9 protein-coding genes, 1 tRNA gene and 2 rRNA genes (1 of these 12 cut by a window edge) are annotated in these 19,687 nt (G+C 69.7%); 1 reads left to right on the top strand and 11 read right to left on the bottom strand.

Annotated elements, in window-relative coordinates:
• Positions 1 to 85: 85 nt before the first annotated feature.
• The 7 genes from OHB09_RS24665 to OHB09_RS24635 all read right to left on the bottom strand — a co-directional run bounded on the left by OHB09_RS24665 (position 86) and on the right by OHB09_RS24635 (position 13,686).
• Positions 86 to 631: a CinA family protein gene (locus tag OHB09_RS24665; protein WP_006142543.1), complete on the bottom strand. Its 546-nt coding sequence runs from the start codon at positions 629 to 631 to the stop codon at positions 86 to 88.
• Positions 628 to 1,434: a CDP-diacylglycerol--glycerol-3-phosphate 3-phosphatidyltransferase gene (gene pgsA, locus OHB09_RS24660; RefSeq protein WP_191852112.1), complete on the bottom strand. Its 807-nt coding sequence runs from the start codon at positions 1,432 to 1,434 to the stop codon at positions 628 to 630. Before pgsA ends, OHB09_RS24665 begins: the two co-directional genes overlap by 4 nt.
• Positions 1,431 to 2,900: a 30S ribosomal protein S12 methylthiotransferase RimO gene (gene rimO / locus OHB09_RS24655; RefSeq protein WP_191852113.1), complete on the bottom strand. Its 1,470-nt coding sequence runs from the start codon at positions 2,898 to 2,900 to the stop codon at positions 1,431 to 1,433. The genes pgsA and rimO overlap by 4 nt, the downstream gene beginning before the upstream one ends.
• 112 nt (positions 2,901 to 3,012) lie before the next feature.
• Positions 3,013 to 3,915 (bottom strand): helix-turn-helix domain-containing protein, encoded by a 903-nt coding sequence (locus tag OHB09_RS24650; RefSeq protein ID WP_006142540.1) that lies wholly within the window; start codon positions 3,913 to 3,915, stop codon positions 3,013 to 3,015.
• Between the two features lie 239 nt (positions 3,916 to 4,154).
• The gene (locus OHB09_RS24645; RefSeq protein ID WP_191852115.1) at positions 4,155 to 6,941 is read right to left on the bottom strand and encodes a DNA translocase FtsK; all 2,787 of its coding nucleotides are present in this window, start codon (positions 6,939 to 6,941) and stop codon (positions 4,155 to 4,157) included.
• A 168-nt stretch (positions 6,942 to 7,109) separates the two neighbouring features.
• A complete protein-coding gene (locus tag OHB09_RS24640) occupies positions 7,110 to 7,811 on the bottom strand; it encodes a response regulator (protein WP_006142538.1) in 702 nt (233 codons plus the stop codon).
• Between the two features lie 361 nt (positions 7,812 to 8,172).
• Positions 8,173 to 13,686: a HAMP domain-containing protein gene (locus OHB09_RS24635; protein ID WP_093600058.1), complete on the bottom strand. Its 5,514-nt coding sequence runs from the start codon at positions 13,684 to 13,686 to the stop codon at positions 8,173 to 8,175.
• A 496-nt stretch (positions 13,687 to 14,182) separates the two neighbouring features.
• Here OHB09_RS24635 and OHB09_RS24630 point away from each other — a divergent pair, with 496 nt between their 5' ends.
• Positions 14,183 to 16,840: a SpoIIE family protein phosphatase gene (locus tag OHB09_RS24630; RefSeq protein WP_407077348.1), complete on the top strand. Its 2,658-nt coding sequence runs from the start codon at positions 14,183 to 14,185 to the stop codon at positions 16,838 to 16,840.
• A gap of 62 nt (positions 16,841 to 16,902) precedes the next feature.
• Here OHB09_RS24630 and OHB09_RS24625 read toward each other — a convergent pair.
• From OHB09_RS24625 to OHB09_RS24610, 4 genes are all read right to left on the bottom strand, one after another.
• Positions 16,903 to 16,975, bottom strand: a tRNA-Thr gene (locus tag OHB09_RS24625).
• A 104-nt stretch (positions 16,976 to 17,079) separates the two neighbouring features.
• A complete protein-coding gene (locus OHB09_RS24620) occupies positions 17,080 to 17,757 on the bottom strand; it encodes a DegT/DnrJ/EryC1/StrS family aminotransferase (RefSeq protein ID WP_328922533.1) in 678 nt (225 codons plus the stop codon).
• Between the two features lie 99 nt (positions 17,758 to 17,856).
• Positions 17,857 to 17,973: ribosomal RNA gene (gene rrf / locus OHB09_RS24615) — 5S ribosomal RNA — on the bottom strand.
• A gap of 89 nt (positions 17,974 to 18,062) precedes the next feature.
• Positions 18,063 to 19,687: ribosomal RNA gene (locus OHB09_RS24610) — 23S ribosomal RNA — on the bottom strand (it continues 1,498 nt past the right edge of the window).

The raw sequence follows: 19,687 nt of genomic DNA, 5'->3' as shown, positions 1-19,687 counted from the left end.
TAACCGCATCCTTCACGCCCCACCGTACCGCCTCGCGCCGCGGCCGTGCGGGGAGCGCTGTCGTGTTCACTCAGGGCTGCAAACATCAAGTCCCCCCGTTCCGTTCCGTATCCTGTGCCCGCTCATTCCCGGTCTGTTCGCCCGCGAGCTCCTCCAGGAGGAGTGCGAGTACGCTCCGTACACTCTCCATACGAATTTCCGTACGGTCACCGTTCAACCGCAGCGACACCACTTTCTCGCCACCAGGTTCTCCGAAAACTGTCTCGAAGGGGCCGTCGACGGCCACGTAGACCGTGCCGACAGGTTGTCCGTCCTGGGGTTCGGGGCCGGCCACACCGGTCGTGGCGATTCCCCAGTCCGCGCCCAGCAGTCGGCGTACGCCGGCCGCCATCTGGGCCGCGACCTGCGGATCCACCGCACCGCGTTCGGCCAGTAGGGTGCCCTCGACTCCGAGGACGTCCCGCTTCACGTCGGTGGCGTACGCGGTGACCGAACCGCGGAAGGCCTTCGAGGCCCCCGGCACGGACGCGATCTCCGCGGCCACCAGACCGCCGGTCAGCGACTCGGCGACGGCGAGCGTCTCGCCCCTCACCGTGAGTAGTCGCAGCACTTCGGCGGCCCCGGACGTCACCCTCGCGCCTCTTCCAACGCGGCCCGGCGCTCGGCGATTCCCCGGCGGCGCAGCACAATGGCCTGTCTCACGTAGTCGAGCCCGGTCACCACCGTCAGAACGACCGCCGCGGCCATCACCCAGAACCGCAGGGAGGCGAGCCATCCGGTGAGGACGAGCACGTACATGCCGACGGCCACGCCCTGAGTGAGGGTCTTCAGCTTGCCGCCGCGGCTCGCGGGGATGACGCCGTAGCGGATGACGAGGAATCTCAGCAGGGTGATGCCGAGTTCGCGGCCGAGGATGACCGCCGTCACCCACCAGGGCAGGTCACCGAGGGCGGACAGGCAGATGAGTGCCGCTCCCATGATCGCCTTGTCCGCGATGGGATCGGCGATCTTGCCGAAGTCGGTGACCAGGTCGTACGTACGCGCGAGGTGCCCGTCGAACAGGTCCGTGATCATGGCGACGGCGAAGGCCGCCCAGGCGAAGGAGCGCCAGGCCGGGTCGTGGCCGCCGTTCCCGAGCATCAGCGCGACGAAGCCCGGCACGAGGAGCAGGCGGAGCATGGTGAGCAGGTTGGCCACGTTCCAGACGCTCGCCTGGTCGACCGCCGCGGCGCCGATCTTCCCGCCCCGCACCGCCCGCGCGCCCTCACGCGGCCCGGCCCCGGGCTGCACGGCCGTGGTCCCCTCGCCCGCACCGGAGTCCCGCACGCTCGCGCGCGCGACATCCGCCGCCGTCGCTCCGGGGGCCTCGGAGGCGGGAGCCGTCCCACGGGCGCCGGAAGGGCCGCCCGCCGCGGATGCCGGGACTCCGGTCATCTGCCCGCCTCCTTGGTACATCCCGGGGAGCCCGGGAGCGGCTCGGCCACCAGGTCGACGCCCTCGGCCCCGACCACCTTCGCCTCGACCATACGGCCGGCGTCCAGACCCTCGCCGCCCGTCAGCCGCACCTGGCCGTCCGTCTCGGGCGCCTGGTGCGCGGCGCGGCCGTGCACGCCGTCCTCGTCGACGGACTCCACGAGCACGTGCACGGTCGATCCGAGGCGCTCGTCGGCGCGCTGCGCGACCAGTTCCTCCGCGAGCCGGGAGACCCGGTCCAGCCGCTCGGCCACGGTGTCCGCGTCGAGCTTGTTCTCGTACGTGGCGGCTTCCGTGCCGTCCTCGTCGGAGTACCCGAAGACGCCGATCGCATCCAGGCGGGCGCCGTTCAGGAATCTCTCCAGTTCGGCGAGGTCGGCCTCCGACTCGCCGGGGAAGCCCACGATGAAGTTGGAGCGCACACCGGCCTCGGGGGCCTTGTTCCTGATGGTGTCGAGCAGTTCCAGGAAGCGGTCGGTGTCGCCGAAGCGCCGCATCGCGCGCAGCACGCCGGGCGCGGAGTGCTGGAAGGAGAGGTCGAAGTAGGGGGCGACCTTGGGGGTGGAGGTCAGCACGTCGATCAGGCCGGGGCGCATCTCGGCGGGCTGGAGGTAGCTGACGCGCACCCGCTCGATGCCGTCGACCTCGGCGAGTTCGGGCAGCAGGGACTCCAGGAGCCGGATGTCGCCGAGGTCCTTGCCGTAGGAGGTGTTGTTCTCGGAGACGAGCATGACCTCCTTGACGCCCTGCTCGGCCAGCCAGCGCGTCTCGTTCAGCACGTCGCTCGGGCGGCGGGAGATGAAGGAGCCGCGGAAGGAGGGGATGGCGCAGAAGGAGCAGCGGCGGTCGCAGCCGGAGGCGAGCTTCACGGAGGCGACCGGCGCGCCGCCGAGCCGGCGGCGCAGCGGTGCCCGCGGCCCGGAGGCGGGGGCGAGACCTTCGGGGAGGTCGACGGGGCCGTGCCCGGGGAGGGCGACGGCGGTGCCGGCCTCCTGGCGCTCGGCGGGGCTGATCGGCAGCAGCTTGCGCCGGTCGCGCGGGGTGTGCGCGGCGTGGATGCCGCCGGAGAGGATGGTCTGCAGGCGGTCGGAGATGTCGGCGTAGTCGTCGAAGCCGAGGACGCCGTCGGCCTCGGGCAGGGCCTCGGCGAGTTCCTTGCCGTACCGCTCGGCCATGCAGCCGACGGCCACGACGGCCCGGGTTCTGCCGTGGTCCTTGAGGTCGTTGGCCTCGAGGAGGGCGTCGACGGAGTCCTTCTTGGCGGCGTCGACGAATCCGCAGGTGTTGACGACGGCGACGTCCGCGTCCTCGGCGTCCTCTACGAGCTGCCAGCCGTCCGCCTCCAAACGGCCTGCGAGCTCCTCCGAGTCCACCTCGTTACGGGCGCAGCCGAGAGTGACGAGTGCGACGGTACGGCGTTCAGGCATGGGCTCAAGACTACTTCGTCCCGCCGACATCCCACGTCGACGGGGTTGGCCCTGTCGGTACCCCCTTGCCGGATCCTCCCGGCCCGGGTGGGGCGCCGCGGACCCGGCCCGGTCATCCGGCCTCGGGGTCGCCCTTGGTGTAGGTCAGCCGCTGGACCTGGCCGGCCCGGAAATCGTCCTTGATCTCCTTGCCGTTGACGTGGAGCCGTACCGCGCCCGCATCGCCGAGGACGAGGTCGACCCGCTCCTTGTCCTGGAAGGTCTGCGAGTCGCCCTTCTCCAGGGTGCCGTCGAAGAGGGTGCGGCCGTTGTGGTCCTTGGCCGATATCCAGCTCCGGCCGTCGGTGGCGCTCACCTTGACGGTCACCTTGTCCTGCGGGGCCGCCGCGATGGCGCTGTCCGTGGGGTCGGGCTTGGGGTCGGCGGGCTTGCCGGACTTGGGGGTGGCGGACTTGGCGGGCTTGCTCGCGGTGGCGGTGGCCCCGCCGGCGACCTTGGCCTCGGTGCCGCCCTCGTCGTCACCGCCGCTGAACAGGGTGAAGCCGACGAAGCCGATGACCGCGACGATCGCGGCGACCATGGCGGCGGTCCAGTTGGGCCCGCGGCGTTCGGGGCGGATCCGCTCGGCCTCGAAGAGCGGGGCGGCCGGGGTCGGCGCGGGGCGCCCGCCGTGTTCCTCGGCGAACTGCTCGAGCAGGGGTCCGGGATCGAGGTGGACGGCGCGCGCCAGGGTGCGCAGGTGCCCGCGCGCGTAGACGTCGCCGCCGCAGGGCGCGAAGTCGTCCCGCTCGATCGCGTGCACGATGGTGGTGCGCACCCGGGTGGCGTTGCTTATCTCGTCGACGGTCAGACCGGCGTCGATGCGTGCCCTGCGCAGGGCGGTGCCGATCGAGGGACGGTCGGCGGCACGGGTGGCCTCGTGGTCGTCGCCGGAACCGCCCTCGCCGAAGGATGCGTCTTCGACCGGGCGTGCGTCCTTGGAGGGGTTGTCGTCAGGGGAGTTGCCGATGGACACGGGGGCGCCTTTCGAGGGTGTAGCCACCTGTGCTGGAAGCTCAGTCTAGGGGGGGTGCGAAAGGGTGGGGCAACCGGGCGGTAGGACTTTGTACGCCATCGGAATGGCCGGTCGTCCCGACGCCGGGAGGTCTTTCCTACCCCCCTCAACTTGACGTACGCGCAAGGAGAAGGGTTGCTCACGGATCACTTACGGGTGGGTCACGTTCCCGTTGCCGTGACCCACCGTGGCACCCCGTCCTACTCCCCGCTCTCCCCGCGGATCACCGCGAGCACGCCGTCCAGTTCGTCCGCCTTCACGAGGACGTCGCGCGCCTTGGAGCCCTCGCTCGGGCCGACGATGTTGCGCGACTCCATGAGGTCCATCAGCCGGCCCGCCTTGGCGAAGCCGACGCGCAGCTTGCGCTGGAGCATGGACGTGGATCCGAACTGGGTGGAGACGACCAGCTCGGCCGCCTGGCAGAGCAGGTCGAGGTCGTCGCCGATGTCCTCGTCGATCTCCTTCTTCTGCTTGCTGCCGACGGTGACGTCGTCCCTGAAGACGGGCGCCATCTGGTCCTTGCAGTGCCGTACGACGGCCGCGACCTCCTCCTCGGTGACGAAGGCGCCCTGCATGCGGGTGGGCTTGTTCGCGCCCATCGGCAGGAAGAGCCCGTCACCCTTGCCGATCAGCTTCTCGGCGCCGGGCTGGTCGAGGATGACGCGGGAGTCGGCGAGGGAGGAGGTGGCGAAGGCGAGCCGCGAGGGCACGTTCGCCTTGATCAGACCGGTGACGACGTCGACGGAGGGCCGCTGGGTGGCGAGCACCAGGTGGATGCCGGCCGCGCGGGCGAGCTGGGTGATCCGCACGATGGCGTCCTCGACGTCCCGGGGCGCGACCATCATCAGGTCGGCCAGCTCGTCGACGATCACCAGCAGGTACGGGTAGGGCTGCAGCTCGCGCTCGCTGCCCTCGGGCGGCTTGACCTTCCCCTCGCGCACCGCCCGGTTGAAGTCGTCGATGTGCCGGTAGCCGTAGGCGGCGAGGTCGTCGTAGCGCAGGTCCATCTCGCGCACGACCCACTGCAGTGCCTCGGCGGCCCGCTTGGGGTTGGTGATGATCGGCGTGATCAGGTGCGGAATGCCCTCGTAGGCGGTCAGTTCGACGCGCTTGGGGTCGACGAGGATCATCCGCACGTCCTCGGGCGTCGCCCGCATCATCACCGAGGTGATGAGGCAGTTGATGCACGAGGACTTGCCGGAGCCGGTGGCGCCGGCGACCAGCATGTGCGGCATCTTCGCCAGGGAGTGCATCACGTAGCCGCCCTCGACGTCCTTGCCGAAGGCGACCAGCATCGGGTCGTCGTCCTCCGCGGACTCCGCGAGCCGGAGCACGTCGCCGAGGTTGACCATCTCCCGGTCCGTGTTGGGGATTTCGATGCCGACCGCAGACTTCCCGGGAATGGGACTGATGATCCGCACGTCCGGACTGGCGACCGCGTACGCGATGTTCTTGGCGAGCGCGGTGATCCGCTCCACCTTGACGGCGGGGCCGAGGGCGACCTCGTACCGGGTGACCGTGGGACCGCGGGTGAAGCCAGTGACGCGGGCGTCGACCTTGAACTCGGTGAAGACATTGGTCAGGGCGGCCACTATGGCGTCGTTGGCCGCACTGCGGGACTTCCCCGGCCCGCCCCGCTCCAGCAGGTCCAGAGCGGGCAGCGCGTAGGTGATGTCGCCGGCGAGCTGCAGTTGTTCGGCGCGCGGCGGCAGTTCGCGGGGTTCCTGCGGGGACCTCTTGGTGAGGTCGGGGACGGCGGCGTCGTTCGGCGGCTGGGGAGCTTTGCCGGCCGGAAGCCGGTCCTGCCTCGGCTTCGCGTCGACGGGCTCCTTGGTGCGCGCGGCCGGAACGGGAGTGGTCTCCTCGTACGGCTCGCGGGGACCGCCGACGCCCTGGGTGAGGTCGGCGACGACCGGGGAGGGCGGCATGCCGTGCAGGACGGCGCCGTCGAGGGCGGCGGCCGCCGCCGCGGCGACGTCCACCGCGTCCATCGGGCGGCGCATGTCGGGCTGCGGCACGGCGGAACGCCTGGGGCGGCCGCGCCGCTTGGCGAGCGCCTCCTCCTCGGCCTCGGCCGGGCCCTGCGAGGCGGGGGCGGACCGGCGCCTGCGGGGGCGTGCGGGCACCTCGTCACGCCACTGCTCCTCGTACCGGCCCTCCGCGTACGCCCCTTCGGCTCCTTCGGCCGCGTCCATCGGGTCGACGAGGTCGTCCTCCGGGTCGGCCAGGATGCCGAGCTTGATCCCGAGCAGCCGCAGCCGCTGCGGGATCGCGGTCACCGGCGTCGCCGTCACCACGAGCAGCCCGAAGAACGTGAGCAGCACGAGCAGCGGCACGGCCAGGACCTCGCCCAGCATGTACGTCAGCGGAGTCGCCGCCCCCCAGCCGATGAGGCCGCCGGCGTCCCTTATCGCCTGCATGCCGCCGCTGCGGGCGGGCGAGCCGCAGGCGATGTGGACCTGGCCGAGCACCCCGATGGCGAGCGCGGACAGGCCGATGACGATACGGCCGTTGGCCTCCGGCTTCTCGGGATGCAGGATCAGGCGCACCGCGACCGCGCCGAGCAGTATCGGCACGAGCAGGTCCAGCCGCCCGAAGGCACCGGTCACCAGGATCTCGACCAGGTCGCCGACCGGACCCCGCAGGTTGGCCCAGGTGCCGGCGGCCACGATCAGCGCGAGCGAGAGGAGGAGCAGCGCGACGCCGTCCTTGCGGTGCGCCGGGTCGAGTCCCTTCGCGCCCCGCCCTATGCCGCGGAAGAGGGCGCCGACGGCGTGCGCGAGACCGAGCCAGAGGGCGCGCACGAGCCGGTACACGCCCGCGGTCGGGCTGGGGGCCGCCGCGGGCGCGGGCTTCTTCGCCGGGACCTTCTTGGCGGGCGCCTTCTTCGCCGCGGCCCTTTTCGCGACGGCCTTCTTCGCCGGAGCCTTCGCGGGAGCGACCGCCTTCTTCGCGGGCGGCTTCTTGGCTGCGGGACGTGGGGCCATGGGTGTGAGATTACCGTCGGAGACGGCAATGGACACGTGTGCCCACGGCTTCACCCGTTCGTGTCGCCCGTACCGGCAGGCCCTGCTGACACGGGATCACCATCCGTCCGGCGGGCGGTGCGGCCGCCGACGGGCGCCCCGCCCTCCGGCAGTCGCGTCCGCCGGACGCTACGACACCGCCGTCGGTCCGCCGGAGGCGCCGGGTTCCAGCGCGTCCAGGGCGCGGCGCAGCCCCGTCAGCTTGCGTTCCAGATGAGCGGCGGTGGCCACCGCCGCCGCGTCGGCCGACTCGTCGTCGAGTTGCTTGGACAGCGCCTCGGCCTGTTCCTCGACCGCCGCAAGGCGCGCGGAGAGTTCGGCGAGGATGCCGGCCGCCTCCTTGCTGTCGCCGACCACGTCCTTGCCGGTTCCGCCACTGCCGTTGCTGCCGCCGTTCCCCTCCAACTGGAGGCGCAGCAGCGCGGCCTGCTCCTTGAGCTGGCAGTTCTTCATGTAGAGCTCGACGAAGACCGAGACCTTCGCGCGCAGCACCCACGGGTCGAACGGCTTGGAGATGTAGTCCACCGCGCCCGCCGCGTATCCGCGGAAGGTGTGGTGCGGCCCGTGGTTGATCGCGGTGAGGAAGATGATCGGGATGTCCCGGGTCCGCTCCCGCCGCTTGATGTGCGCGGCGGTCTCGAAACCGTCCATGCCCGGCATCTGGACGTCCAGCAGAATGACCGCGAAGTCGTCCGTCAGCAGCGCCTTGAGCGCTTCCTCCCCGGACGATGCCCGCACCAGCGTCTGATCGAGCGCGGAGAGGATGGCCTCCAGCGCCAGCAGATTCTCCGGCCGGTCATCGACCAGGAGGATCTTGGCCTTCTGCACCATGGCCCGCCCTCCTCGCCCCGGCGTGGGGCCTCCCCTGTCATAAGGACTGGGGCCGGCACCGGACGCCGCCCCGGAGGACGGCTCCCTTGCGCCGTCCGTCCTTGTGCCGGTCATGGTAGCCGCACCCCGCCCGTCGCCACACCCTGTCACCGCGATGTCACCGTGCACGTAGCGGAAACGCGGCGGAAGACCAGAAGGTTCCCCGGTTCCCGCAGTTCTACACGCGAACCACCAGGGTCCGTCAGCGGTGAACGGTGAACATCTCGTGTCCGCACCTTCTCGCGCACCGCACCACGCCCCTCACGTCACCGCCGTCGCGCTCCGCTCCTCGCCACTGCCGTCCCGCGCGCGACGGCTGCCCTCACTCCTCCCGCATCCACTGGTTCATCACCGACAGCAGGTGATCGGGGTCGACGGGCTTGGTGACGTAGTCCGAGGCGCCGGACTCGATGGCCTTCTCCCGGTCGCCCTTCATCGCCTTAGCGGTGAGCGCGACGATCGGCAACCCGGCGAACTGCGGCATCCGCCGGATCGCGGTGGTCGTCGCGTAGCCGTCCATCTCCGGCATCATGATGTCCATCAGGACGACCGCGACGTCGTCGTGCTGCTCCAGGACCTCGATGCCCTCCCGGCCGTTCTCGGCGTACAGCACCGACAGCCCGTGCTGCTCCAGGACGCTGGTGAGCGCGAAGACGTTGCGGATGTCGTCGTCGACGATCAGCACCTTCTCGCCCTCGAACCGCACGGCCGCACTCGCCCGCGAGGCCGCCTCCGGCTCGTCCGCCGCGCTTCCGGACCCCTGGGAGCCCCGTTCGAGTGCCTGCCCCCGCTCGGCGGGCGAGGCCTCCTCCAGCGCCGCACGACGGCGCCGGAACAGCGCCGCGGTCCCGTTGGGGGACTCCTGACGCCGCCTCGGCTCGGCGGGCGCCCCGGCACCCTCGCTCCCGGCCGTCTCCGCCTCGGAGGCGAGCAGCTCCCCCGGCTCCATGGTGGGGGCGAGCTGCGCGTACCCCTGGGGCGGCAGCTCGCTCGGGTGCAGCGGCAGGTACAGCGTGAACGTGGAACCGCGCCCCGGTTCGCTCTGCGCGTGGATCTCCCCGCCGAGCAGCCGGGCGATCTCCCGGGAGATGGAGAGCCCGAGGCCCGTGCCGCCGTACTTGCGGCTGGTCGTGCCGTCCGCCTGCTTGAACGCCTCGAAGATGACGCGCATCTTGCTGGCGGCGATCCCGATGCCGGTGTCGGTGACGGAGAACGCGATCAGGTCGGCCTCCGGGTCGGCCAGCGAACCGGCCTCCAGCAACTGCTCCCGGATCGCCTGCGGCACGTCCTGGCCGGCCGGCCGGATCACCAGCTCGACCGCCCCGGAGTCGGTGAACTTCACCGCGTTCGACAGCAGGTTGCGCAGCACCTGCAGCAGCCGCTGCTCGTCGGTGTGCAGCGTGGCGGGCAGCTCGGGCGAGACCCGCACCGAGAAGTCCAGGCCCTTCTCCGCGGTCAGCGGCCGGAAGGTGGCCTCCACGTAGTCCACGAGCTGGACGAGTGCGATGCGCGTCGGGGAGACGTCCATCTTGCCCGCCTCGACCTTCGACAGGTCCAGGATGTCGTTGATCAGCTGCAGCAGGTCCGAACCGGCGCCGTGGATGGTCTCGGCGAACTCCACCTGCTTCGGCGAGAGATTGCCCTCGGCGTTGTCGGCGAGCAGCTTGGCGAGGATCAGCAGCGAGTTCAGCGGTGTGCGCAGCTCGTGCGACATGTTCGCCAGGAACTCGCTCTTGTAGCGCATGGAGACCGCGAGCTGCTCCGCACGCTCCTCCAGTACCTGCCGCGCCTCCTCGATCTCGGTGTTCTTCACCTCGATGTCGCGGTTCTGCTGGGCGAGCAGCTCCGCCTTCTCCTCCAGTTCGGCGTTCGAGGCCTGCAGCGCCTTCTGCCGCTGCTCCAACTCCTCCGACCGCTCGCGCAGTTGCTCGGTCAGCTCCTGCGACTGCTTCAGCAGCACCTCCGTCTTGGTGTTGACGGAGATCGTGTTGACGCTGGTCGCGATCATCTCGGCGATCTGGTTGAGGAAGTCGCGCTGGATCTCGGTGAACCTCGTGAAGGACGCCAGCTCGATCACCCCGAGCACGGTCCCCTCGAAGAGCACCGGCAGCACGATGACCTGCGCGGGCGGGGCCTCGCCGAGCCCGGAGGAGATCTTCAGGTAGCCGCTGGGCGCGTTCTCCACGAGGATCGTGCGCTTCTCCAGCGCCGCCGTCCCGATGAGCGCCTCACCCGGCCGGAACGACGTCGGCATGGAGCCCATCGAGTACCCGTACGAGCCGAGCATCCGCAGCTCGTACGCGTCGCCGTTGCCCGTCTCCAGCTCCCGCGCGTCCCGGGTGTCCCGGCCGTCGACCAGCGGCATGCCGAGGAAGAACGCGCCGTGCTGCGCGGCGACCAGGGGCGGCAGTTCGCTCATGATGAGCGAGGCGACGTCCTCCAGGTCGCGGCGGCCCTGCATGAGGGCGGAGATGCGCGCCAGGTTGCCCTTGAGCCAGTCCTGCTCCTTGTTGGCGATCGTGGTGTCGCGCAGGTTGGCGATCATCTTGTTGATGTAGTCCTGAAGTTCCTGGATCTCGCCGGAGGCGTCCACGTCGATCTTCAGGTTGAGGTCGCCCCGGGTCACCGCGGTGGCCACGCGGGCGATGGCGCGCACCTGCCGGGTCAGGTTCCCGGCCATCTCGTTCACCGACTCGGTCAGGTCCCGCCAGGTTCCGTCGACGTCCCGCACGCGGGCCTGGGCGCCGAGCTGCCCCTCGGTGCCCACCTCGCGGGCCACCCTGGTGACCTCGTCGGCGAAGGAGGAGAGCTGGTCGACCATCGTGTTGATGGTCGTCTTCAGCTCGAGGATCTCCCCGCGGGCATCGATGTCGATCTTCTTCGTGAGGTCGCCCTTGGCGATGGCGGTGGTCACCATGGCGATGTTGCGCACCTGCCCGGTCAGGTTGGACGCCATCTGGTTCACCGACTCGGTGAGGTCCTTCCAGGTGCCCGCCACACCCGGCACCCGCGCCTGGCCGCCCAGGATGCCGTCCGTGCCCACCTCGCGGGCCACCTTGGTGACCTGGTCGGCGAACGAACTCAGCGTCTTCACCATCGTGTTGAAGGTGTCGGCGAGCTGGGCGACCTCGCCGCGCGCCTCGATCTTCACCGTGCGGGTCAGATCGCCGTTGGCGACGGCCGCCGCGACCTGGCTGATGTTGCGCACCTGCACGGTCAGGTTGTTGGCCATCAGGTTGACGTTGTCGCTGAGGTCCTTCCAGATGCCGGTGACCCCGGGCACATGGGCCTGGCCGCCCAGGATGCCCTCGGTGCCCACCTCGCGCGCGACCCGCGTCACCTGTTCGGCGAAGGACGACAGCTGGTCGACCATCGTGTTGACGGTCGTGACGAGCTCCAGGATCTCGCCCTTGGCGTCGACGGTGATCTTCTTCGACAGATCGCCCTTGGCCACCGCCGTCGTCACCTCGGCGATGTTCCTCACCTGAATGGTGAGGTTGTTCGCCATGAAGTTGACGGACTGGGTGAGGTCCTTCCAGGTCCCGGAGACCCCCTGCACCTCCGCCTGACCGCCGAGGATGCCCTCGGTACCCACCTCGCGGGCCACCCGGGTCACCTGCTCCGCGAAGTTGGAGAGCTGGTCGACCATCGTGTTCAGCGTGTTCTTGAGCTCGAGGATCTCCCCGCGCGCGTCCACGTCGATCTTCTGGGACAGGTCACCGCGCGCCACCGCCGTGGCGACCTGGGCGATGTTGCGCACCTGCGCGGTGAGGTTGCCGGCCATGCCGTTCACCGAGTCGGTCAGGTCCCGCCACACGCCCGCGACGCCGGGCACCTGCGCCTGGCCGCCGAGGCGGCCCTCGGTGCCCACCTCGCGGGCCACCCGGGTCACCTGGTCGGCGAAGGCGGAGAGCTGGTCCACCATCGTGTTGATGGTGTTCTTGAGCTCGAGGATCTCCCCGCGCGCGTCCACGTCGATCTTCTGCGACAGGTCACCGCGCGCCACCGCCGTCGTCACCTGGGCGATCTGCCGCACCTGGGAGGTCAGGTTCCCCGCCATGAAGTTGACGGAGTCCGTCAGCTCCTTCCAGGTGCCCGACACCCCGTCCACGCGCGCCTGACCGCCGAGACGGCCCTCGGTGCCCACGTCCCGGGCCATCCGCGTCACCTGGTCGGCGAACGAGGACAGCTGGTCCACCATCGTGTTGACGGTGTTCTTCAGCTCCAGCATCTCGCCGGCCACGTCCACCGTGACCTTCTGCGACAGATCACCGTTGGCCACCGCCGTCGTCACCGTGGCGATGTTCCTCACCTGTCCGGTGAGGTTGCGGAACGCCGTGTTGACGGAATCCGTCAGGTCCTTCCACGTCCCGGCCACGCCCGGCACCTGCGCCTGGCCGCCGAGCTTGCCCTCGACGCCGACCTCGCGCGCGACCCGCGTCACCTCGGCACCGAACGAGGAGAGCTGGTCCACCATCCCGTTGACGGTGTTCTTCAGCTCCAGCATCTCGCCGGCCACGTCCACCGTGACCTTCTGCGACAGATCACCGTTGGCCACCGCCGTCGTCACCGCGGCGATGTCACGGACCTGCGTCGTCAGGTTCCGGAACACCGTGTTGACGGAGTCCGTCAGGTCCTTCCACGTCCCCGCGGCACCCGGCACGTTCGCCTGCCCGCCGAGCTGCCCCTCGGCGCCCACCTCGTTGGCCACGCGCGTGACCTCGTCCGCGAAGGTCCGCAGCGTCAGCGTCATCTGGTTGATCGTGTCGGCCAGCTGCGCCACCTCGCCGCGCGCGCTCACCGTCACCTTCCGCGACAGGTCACCGTTGGCGACCGCCGTGGTCACCTCCGCGATCCCGCGCACCTGGGCCGTGAGATTGCCGGCCATCAGGTTCACCGAATCGGTGAGGTCCTTCCACACCCCGGCCACGCCGGGCACCTGCGCCTGCACACCGAGTTCGCCCTCGACCCCGACCTCGCGGGCGACCCGCGTCACCTCCGAGGAGAACGAGGAGAGCTGGTCGACCATCGTGTTGACGGTCTCCTTGAGCTCCAGCATCTCGCCGGCCACGTGCACCGTCACCTTGCGCGACAGATCGCCCTTGGCGACCGCCGTCGTCACCAGCGCGATGTCCCGCACCTGGGCCGTCAGCCGGTACGCCATCGTGTTGACGGAGTCCGTGAGGTCCTTCCACGAACCCGACATCCCGCGCACCCGGGCCTGCCCGCCCAGCTTGCCCTCGGTGCCCACCTCGCTGGCCACGCGCGTGACCTCGTCGGTGAACGTCGACAACTGGTCGACCAGGTTGTTGACGGTCCGCCCCACCTTGAGGAACTCGCCCCGCAGCGGCGCACCGTTCCCGCCGCCCTCCGGCGCCGGCGTCCTCAGGTCCATCCGGGGCGACAGATCGCCCTCCGCGACCGCGGTGAGCACCCGGCCGACCTCGGAGACGGGCCGCACGAGGTCGTCGACGAGTGCGTTGGAATTGTCGATCGCGGCCGCCCAGGAGCCCTCGCAGGCACCCGTCTCCAGCCGCTCGGTGAGCTTGCCCTCCCGGCCCACGACCCGCCGGACCCGTGCCAGCTCACCGGTGAGCTGCAGATTGCGGTCCGCGACCTCGTTGAAGACCGCGGAGATCTCCGCCATGACGTCGTCGCCCGTGACGGTCAGCCGCCTGCGGAAGTTGCCGTCCCGCATGGCCGCCAGCGCGGCCAGCAGCCGGTGCAGGGCCGCCGTGTCCACCTCGGTGGTACCACCGCGCGAGCGCCCGCCACCCAGGGACTGTCCGCCTTTCGCGCGCGTCTTCGCACTCCGCGTCGCTGCGCCAGACTCCACTGTGTCCCTCCCGCAGGGATCGACCGTTACTCCGCGTGCCCGCTTGTCGCCGCCACCCGACCGCCGGGCACTGCCGCGTGCGCCTGCCCGGTGCCGTGGAAGGCACTCGCACCGTGTGCGCGACCTTCCTGGAAGCCTGCCCAGTGTTCCACCATGACGCACCGGGACGACCGGCCACGACCGTAACCCTAGGCGGCGCTCCTGTGACACCGCGCCGGGCGGGCCCCTCCGGCACCGTCCCACACCTCGCCCGGGCGGCCCAGAACCGGCTCCTCGGACGGCGACCGCGCAGGTCGGCGCCCCCGGCACCCGCTCCCGCCCCGCACCCCGCCCGGCCTCCCGCCACCGCCCGGAGGGCGCGCGAGGGGCGCAGGAAGGCGCGAGCGGGCACGACAGGCGCCACCCCAGTGTTCAGGGACGTGCCCACATGGGGATACCCCTGAACACGGACCCGGTGCCCCCACTACCCTGTAGTGATCCAACCGGGGAATCGGGCATGGGAGCCAGGGGGCGCCGACACATGGGGAGTGCTGTGATCACCGCGCGCGCGGCCGCCAGCTTCAAGCCCGTCGGACGGTCGGTGGCGACCGCCCGCTCCTTCGTCCGCGACACCCTCCAGGGCTGGGGCTTCGCCGACATCGTCGACGACGCGGTCGTCCTCACCAGCGAACTCGTCACCAACGCCGTCATCCACGCGGGCACCTCCGCCGACGTCCTGTGCCTGCGCACCGAGGACGGCGTCCGCGTCGAGGTCTCGGACCTCTACCCCGACCGCGAGCTCCCCGTGCAGAACTCCGCCGTCTCCATGGGCAGCCCCGACCGCGAGGGCGGTCGCGGCCTCCAGCTCTGCGCGGCCCTGGCCACCCGCTGGGGCGTCGAGTACACCCCCACCCACAAGCAGGTCTGGTTCCAGCTCGACCTCCCCGACCGCCCCGTCGGCACCCGCGCCGCCGGCCCCGCGCTCCCCGCCGACCTGCTCCCCCTCACCGACGGCCGGGTCCGGGTGGCGGTGGTCCAGATCGACCGCGCCTCCGCCATCACCGCGTGGAACGAGGACGCGGAGGAGCTCTTCGGCTACTCCGGCGAACAGGTCATCGGCAAGCCCCTCACCGATCTGGCCGCCTGGCCGCACACCCCCGGCACCGGCACCGGCATCGCGGAGGCCCTCCAGCTCTCCCGCTGGGAGGGCAGCTACGGCATCCGGGCCACCACCGGCCGGGTGATCCCCGTCTACGCCTCCCACCTGCGCGTACGGGACACCGCGGGCGAGCCGTCCACCGTCTGCCTCCTGGTGCGCGACCACGAACGCGCCGTCCTGCAGACCCCCCTGCGCACCCCGAACACCGACACCACGAGCTCCGCCGAGGGCCAGTCCGCGGACCCCTTCGAGGTCTTCATCGGCTCCCCCGCCCCCGACGACCTCGACGGCCTCCTGCAGCGCACGGTCGAACGCGCCCGGGACATGCTCGACGGCGACGCCGCCTTCCTCCTCCTCGCCACCGACGACGAGACCGAACTCGAGGTCCGCGCCTCCACCGGCCTGCCCTCCGCCCGCCAGCGCTTCGCCCGCGTCCCCGTCGAGGCCGGCCCCGGACGCTACGGCTCGGCCCGCATGCCCTCCGTCCACGACGACCTCGCCGCCGTGCCCGGTGCCGTCCCCCTGCTCGGCGGCACCGGCATGCGTTCCGTGGTCACCGTCCCGCTCAAGGTCGAGGGCCGCCTCACCGGCTCCCTGGGCGTCGCCGCGGAGTCCCCCTCCCGGTACTCGAACGAGGAGGCGCTCAGACTCCAGTTCGCCGCCGACCGGATCGCGCTCGCCGTCGAGTCCGCCCGCCTCGGCGAACTCGAACGCCTGCGCCGGGGCTCGCTGAGCTTCCTCGTCGAGGCCTCCGACCTCCTCGCCGGCACCCTGGACCGCGACCAGACGCTCGCCCTCATGGCGCAGATGACCATCCCCACCCTCGCCACCTGGTGCGCCGTCTACACCATCGCCGAACCCTCCTCCGACCCCTACCTGTCCTACGTCCTCCACGAGGACGAGGAGCGCATCGACGGCCTCAAGGCCCTGCTCTCCAAGATCGACCCGCCAGAGCCCATCCCCACCCCCGGCGCCCGCGTCTGGACGGCCCCCGCCCAGGCCGCCCACCAGGCGGCGCTGCGCACCTCCATGCGCAGTCTCGGCCTCGGCGAACCCGCGAGCGCCACCTCGGGTGTCGGCACGACTCTGGCCACGGCCTCCGCGGTCGGCGGCGAGACGGTGGTGCTGCCCCTGGTGGCCCGCAACCGCGTCATCGGCATGCTGACGCTCGGCAAGCCCACCGACGACCACTTCCGCCAGGAGATCCTGGAACTGGCCGAGGACCTCTCCCGCCGGGCCGCCCTGGCCCTGGACAACGCCCGCCTGTACTCGGAACGCACGGCCATCAGCCAGTCCCTCCAGCGCAGCCTGCTCCCGCCGGAGCTCCCGAGCATCGACGGCGTCGAGGTCGAGGTCATCTACCGCGCCGCCGGCGAGGGCAACGAGGTGGGCGGTGACTTCTACGACCTGTTCCCGATCCGCGACGGCGCCTACGGCTTCGCCATCGGCGATGTCTGCGGCACAGGCCCGGAGGCGGCCGCGGTCACCGGACTGGCCCGGCACGCCCTGCGACTGCTCGCCCGCGAGGGCTTCGGCGGCCCGGCGGTGCTGGAGCGCCTCAACTCCGCGATCCTCGACGAGGGAGCCCGCAGCCGCTTCCTCACCCTGCTCTACGGGGAGCTGTGGCCGCAGGAGGACGGCAGCGCGGTCCTGAAGGTCGTCTGTGCCGGCCACCCGCTGCCGCTCCGTCTGCGCCAGGACGGCACGGTCGAGTCGGCCGCCGAACCGCAGCCGCTGCTGGGCGTGATGGACGACCTGGAGCTCTACGAGGAGACGGTGACCCTGGACCCCGGCGACGTGCTGCTGTGCGTCACGGACGGCGTCACCGAGCGCAGGGAGGGCACGCGCATGCTGGGGGACGACGGCCTCGCCGACGTCCTCACCGGCTGCACGGGGCTGACCGCGGGCGCGGTCGCCGCGCGCGTGATGCGGGCGGTCGAGCGCTTCGCCTCCGCCGCCCCCTCGGACGACATGGCCATTCTCGCGATGCGCGTTCCGGAGCCCCAGCAGAACTGACCCCGGGAGACAGCACGGGCATGAAAAAGGCCCCGCCCAAAAGGGCGGGGCCTTCCTGTCGGAGCCCCCAAACGGAATCGAACCGTTGACCTTCTCCTTACCATGGAGACGCTCTACCGACTGAGCTATAGGGGCCTGTCGCATTCGGGTTTCCCCTGCGGCGACGAGAGAGATCATACCCCGAACAGATGACTGCTCCCAACCACGTGTCCTTCACGCGTGCACCATGAGCGGCACGCTCAGAAGGCACTCTGCAGCAGCCCTCCGAGCGCATTGCAGACGGACACGATCCGCTGCAGCTCGCGCTTCGTCGACGCCCCGTCCAGCGGCAGTGCCAGCGTCTCGTCGGCGGCCCGCTCGGTCTCCGGCAGAAAGACGTCCCGCCGAAAGGCCGGCATGCGGTGCACGGGCGTCTTCACCGGCACCCGGCAGTCGACCCCCCGTGCGCGGACGGCCCGCGCGAACGCGTCCCGGTCCGGCCGGCCGTTACCGGGAACCCGCACGACGTACTCCTCGTACGTGTGGGCGGCACCGCCCTGCGGCGTCCGCACCCCGCGCAGTCGCCGGTCGAGATACGCGGCCCGCTCCCTGCGCGAGGTCAACTCGGCGGACCGCGAGCCGTGTTCGCTCTGCTCCAACACGAGCAGACCGTGCCGTCGGCCCACGGCGTACAGGCTGTCGATCGGCGCCGGGAGACCGAAGCGGTGGACGACCACCACGGCCGCCGTCCGCGGGCTCACCACGGCCTCCACGGCGGCGGGATCGAGGCAGTACGTTTCCGGATCTATGTCGGCGAAGACGGGCACGGCGCCGGCCAGTAGTGCCGCCTCGGCGGGCTCGCTGTCACCGAACGCCGGCACGACGACCTCGTCACCGACGCCCACGCCGGCCGCCCTGAGCAATTCCACGGTCCCCATGGCACCGATCGTGCGGGGGTGAGATGAACACCAAGTGACGCACAACGCAAAAGAGCGGGTCCCCGAACCGAAGTTCAGGGACCCGCTCTTTCAATATTTGTTCGGCGGTGTCCTACTCTCCCACAGGGTCCCCCCTGCAGTACCATCGGCGCTGTAAGGCTTAGCTTCCGGGTTCGGAATGTAACCGGGCGTTTCCCCTACGCTATGACCACCGAAACACTATGAAACACACAACCAGCAACCGGTAACAAAACACGGTCTGATCGTTCGTGGTTTCAGAACCAACACAGTGGACGCGAGCAACTGAGGACAAGCCCTCGGCCTATTAGTACCGGTCACCTCCACCAGTTACCTGGCTTCCAGATCCGGCCTATCAACCCAGTCGTCTACTGGGAGCCTTACCCCATCAAGTGGGTGGGAGTCCTCATCTCGAAGCAGGCTTCCCGCTTAGATGCTTTCAGCGGTTATCCCTCCCGAACGTAGCCAACCAGCCATGCCCTTGGCAGAACAACTGGCACACCAGAGGTTCGTCCGTCCCGGTCCTCTCGTACTAGGGACAGCCCTTCTCAAGACTCCTACGCGCGCAGCGGATAGGGACCGAACTGTCTCACGACGTTCTAAACCCAGCTCGCGTACCGCTTTAATGGGCGAACAGCCCAACCCTTGGGACCGACTCCAGCCCCAGGATGCGACGAGCCGACATCGAGGTGCCAAACCATCCCGTCGATATGGACTCTTGGGGAAGATCAGCCTGTTATCCCCGGGGTACCTTTTATCCGTTGAGCGACGGCGCTTCCACAAGCCACCGCCGGATCACTAGTCCCGACTTTCGTCCCTGCTCGACCCGTCGGTCTCACAGTCAAGCTCCCTTGTGCACTTACACTCACCACCTGATTACCAACCAGGCTGAGGGAACCTTTGGGCGCCTCCGTTACCCTTTAGGAGGCAACCGCCCCAGTTAAACTACCCATCAGACACTGTCCCTGATCCGGATCACGGACCCAGGTTAGACATCCAGCACGACCAGACTGGTATTTCAACGACGACTCCACCCGAACTGGCGTCCGAGCTTCACAGTCTCCCAGCTATCCTACACAAGCCGAACCGAACACCAATATCAAACTGTAGTAAAGGTCCCGGGGTCTTTCCGTCCTGCTGCGCGAAACGAGCATCTTTACTCGTAGTGCAATTTCACCGGGCCTATGGTTGAGACAGTCGAGAAGTCGTTACGCCATTCGTGCAGGTCGGAACTTACCCGACAAGGAATTTCGCTACCTTAGGATGGTTATAGTTACCACCGCCGTTTACTGGCGCTTAAGTTCTCAGCTTCGCCACCCCGAAGAGTGACTAACCGGTCCCCTTAACGTTCCAGCACCGGGCAGGCGTCAGTCCGTATACATCGCCTTACGGCTTCGCACGGACCTGTGTTTTTAGTAAACAGTCGCTTCTCGCTGGTCTCTGCGGCCACACCCAGCTCACCGTGCAAGACGGCTCACCAGACATGGCCCCCTTCTCCCGAAGTTACGGGGGCATTTTGCCGAGTTCCTTAACCATAGTTCACCCGAACGCCTCGGTATTCTCTACCAGACCACCTGAGTCGGTTTAGGGTACGGGCCGCCATGAAACTCGCTAGAGGCTTTTCTCGACAGCATAGGATCATCCACTTCACCACAATCGGCTCGGCATCAGGTCTCAGCCTTAATGAACGGCGGATTTACCTACCGTCCGGCCTACACCCTTACCCCGGGACAACCACCGCCCGGGATGGACTACCTTCCTGCGTCACCCCATCACTCACCTACTAACCGCTTGGGCCGGCGGCTCCACCACTCCGAGATTGTCCGAAGACGCACCCGGCGGTTTCACGGCCTTAGCATCACGATGCTCGATGTTTGACGCTTCACAGCGGGTACCGGAATATCAACCGGTT

The organism is Streptomyces griseoaurantiacus (assembly GCF_036189845.1).
Taxonomy (GTDB): Bacteria; Actinomycetota; Actinomycetes; order Streptomycetales; family Streptomycetaceae; genus Streptomyces; species Streptomyces griseoaurantiacus.
Note: the sequence above shows the minus strand (reverse complement) of the source record. Positions and strands in the feature narration are given on the sequence as shown.

Bases quoted from the DNA above. Each gene is read 5' to 3' on its own strand.
- pgsA (WP_191852112.1), bottom strand. From the start codon at position 1,434: ATGACCGGAGTCCCGGCATCCGCGGCGGGCGGCCCTTCCGGCGCCCGT.
- rimO (WP_191852113.1), bottom strand. From the start codon at position 2,900: ATGCCTGAACGCCGTACCGTCGCACTCGTCACTCTCGGCTGCGCCCGT.
- OHB09_RS24645 (WP_191852115.1), bottom strand. From the start codon at position 6,941: ATGGCCCCACGTCCCGCAGCCAAGAAGCCGCCCGCGAAGAAGGCGGTC.
- OHB09_RS24640 (WP_006142538.1), bottom strand. From the start codon at position 7,811: ATGGTGCAGAAGGCCAAGATCCTCCTGGTCGATGACCGGCCGGAGAAT.
- OHB09_RS24630 (WP_407077348.1), top strand. From the start codon at position 14,183: ATGGGAGCCAGGGGGCGCCGACACATGGGGAGTGCTGTGATCACCGCG.
- OHB09_RS24620 (WP_328922533.1), bottom strand. From the start codon at position 17,757: ATGGGGACCGTGGAATTGCTCAGGGCGGCCGGCGTGGGCGTCGGTGAC.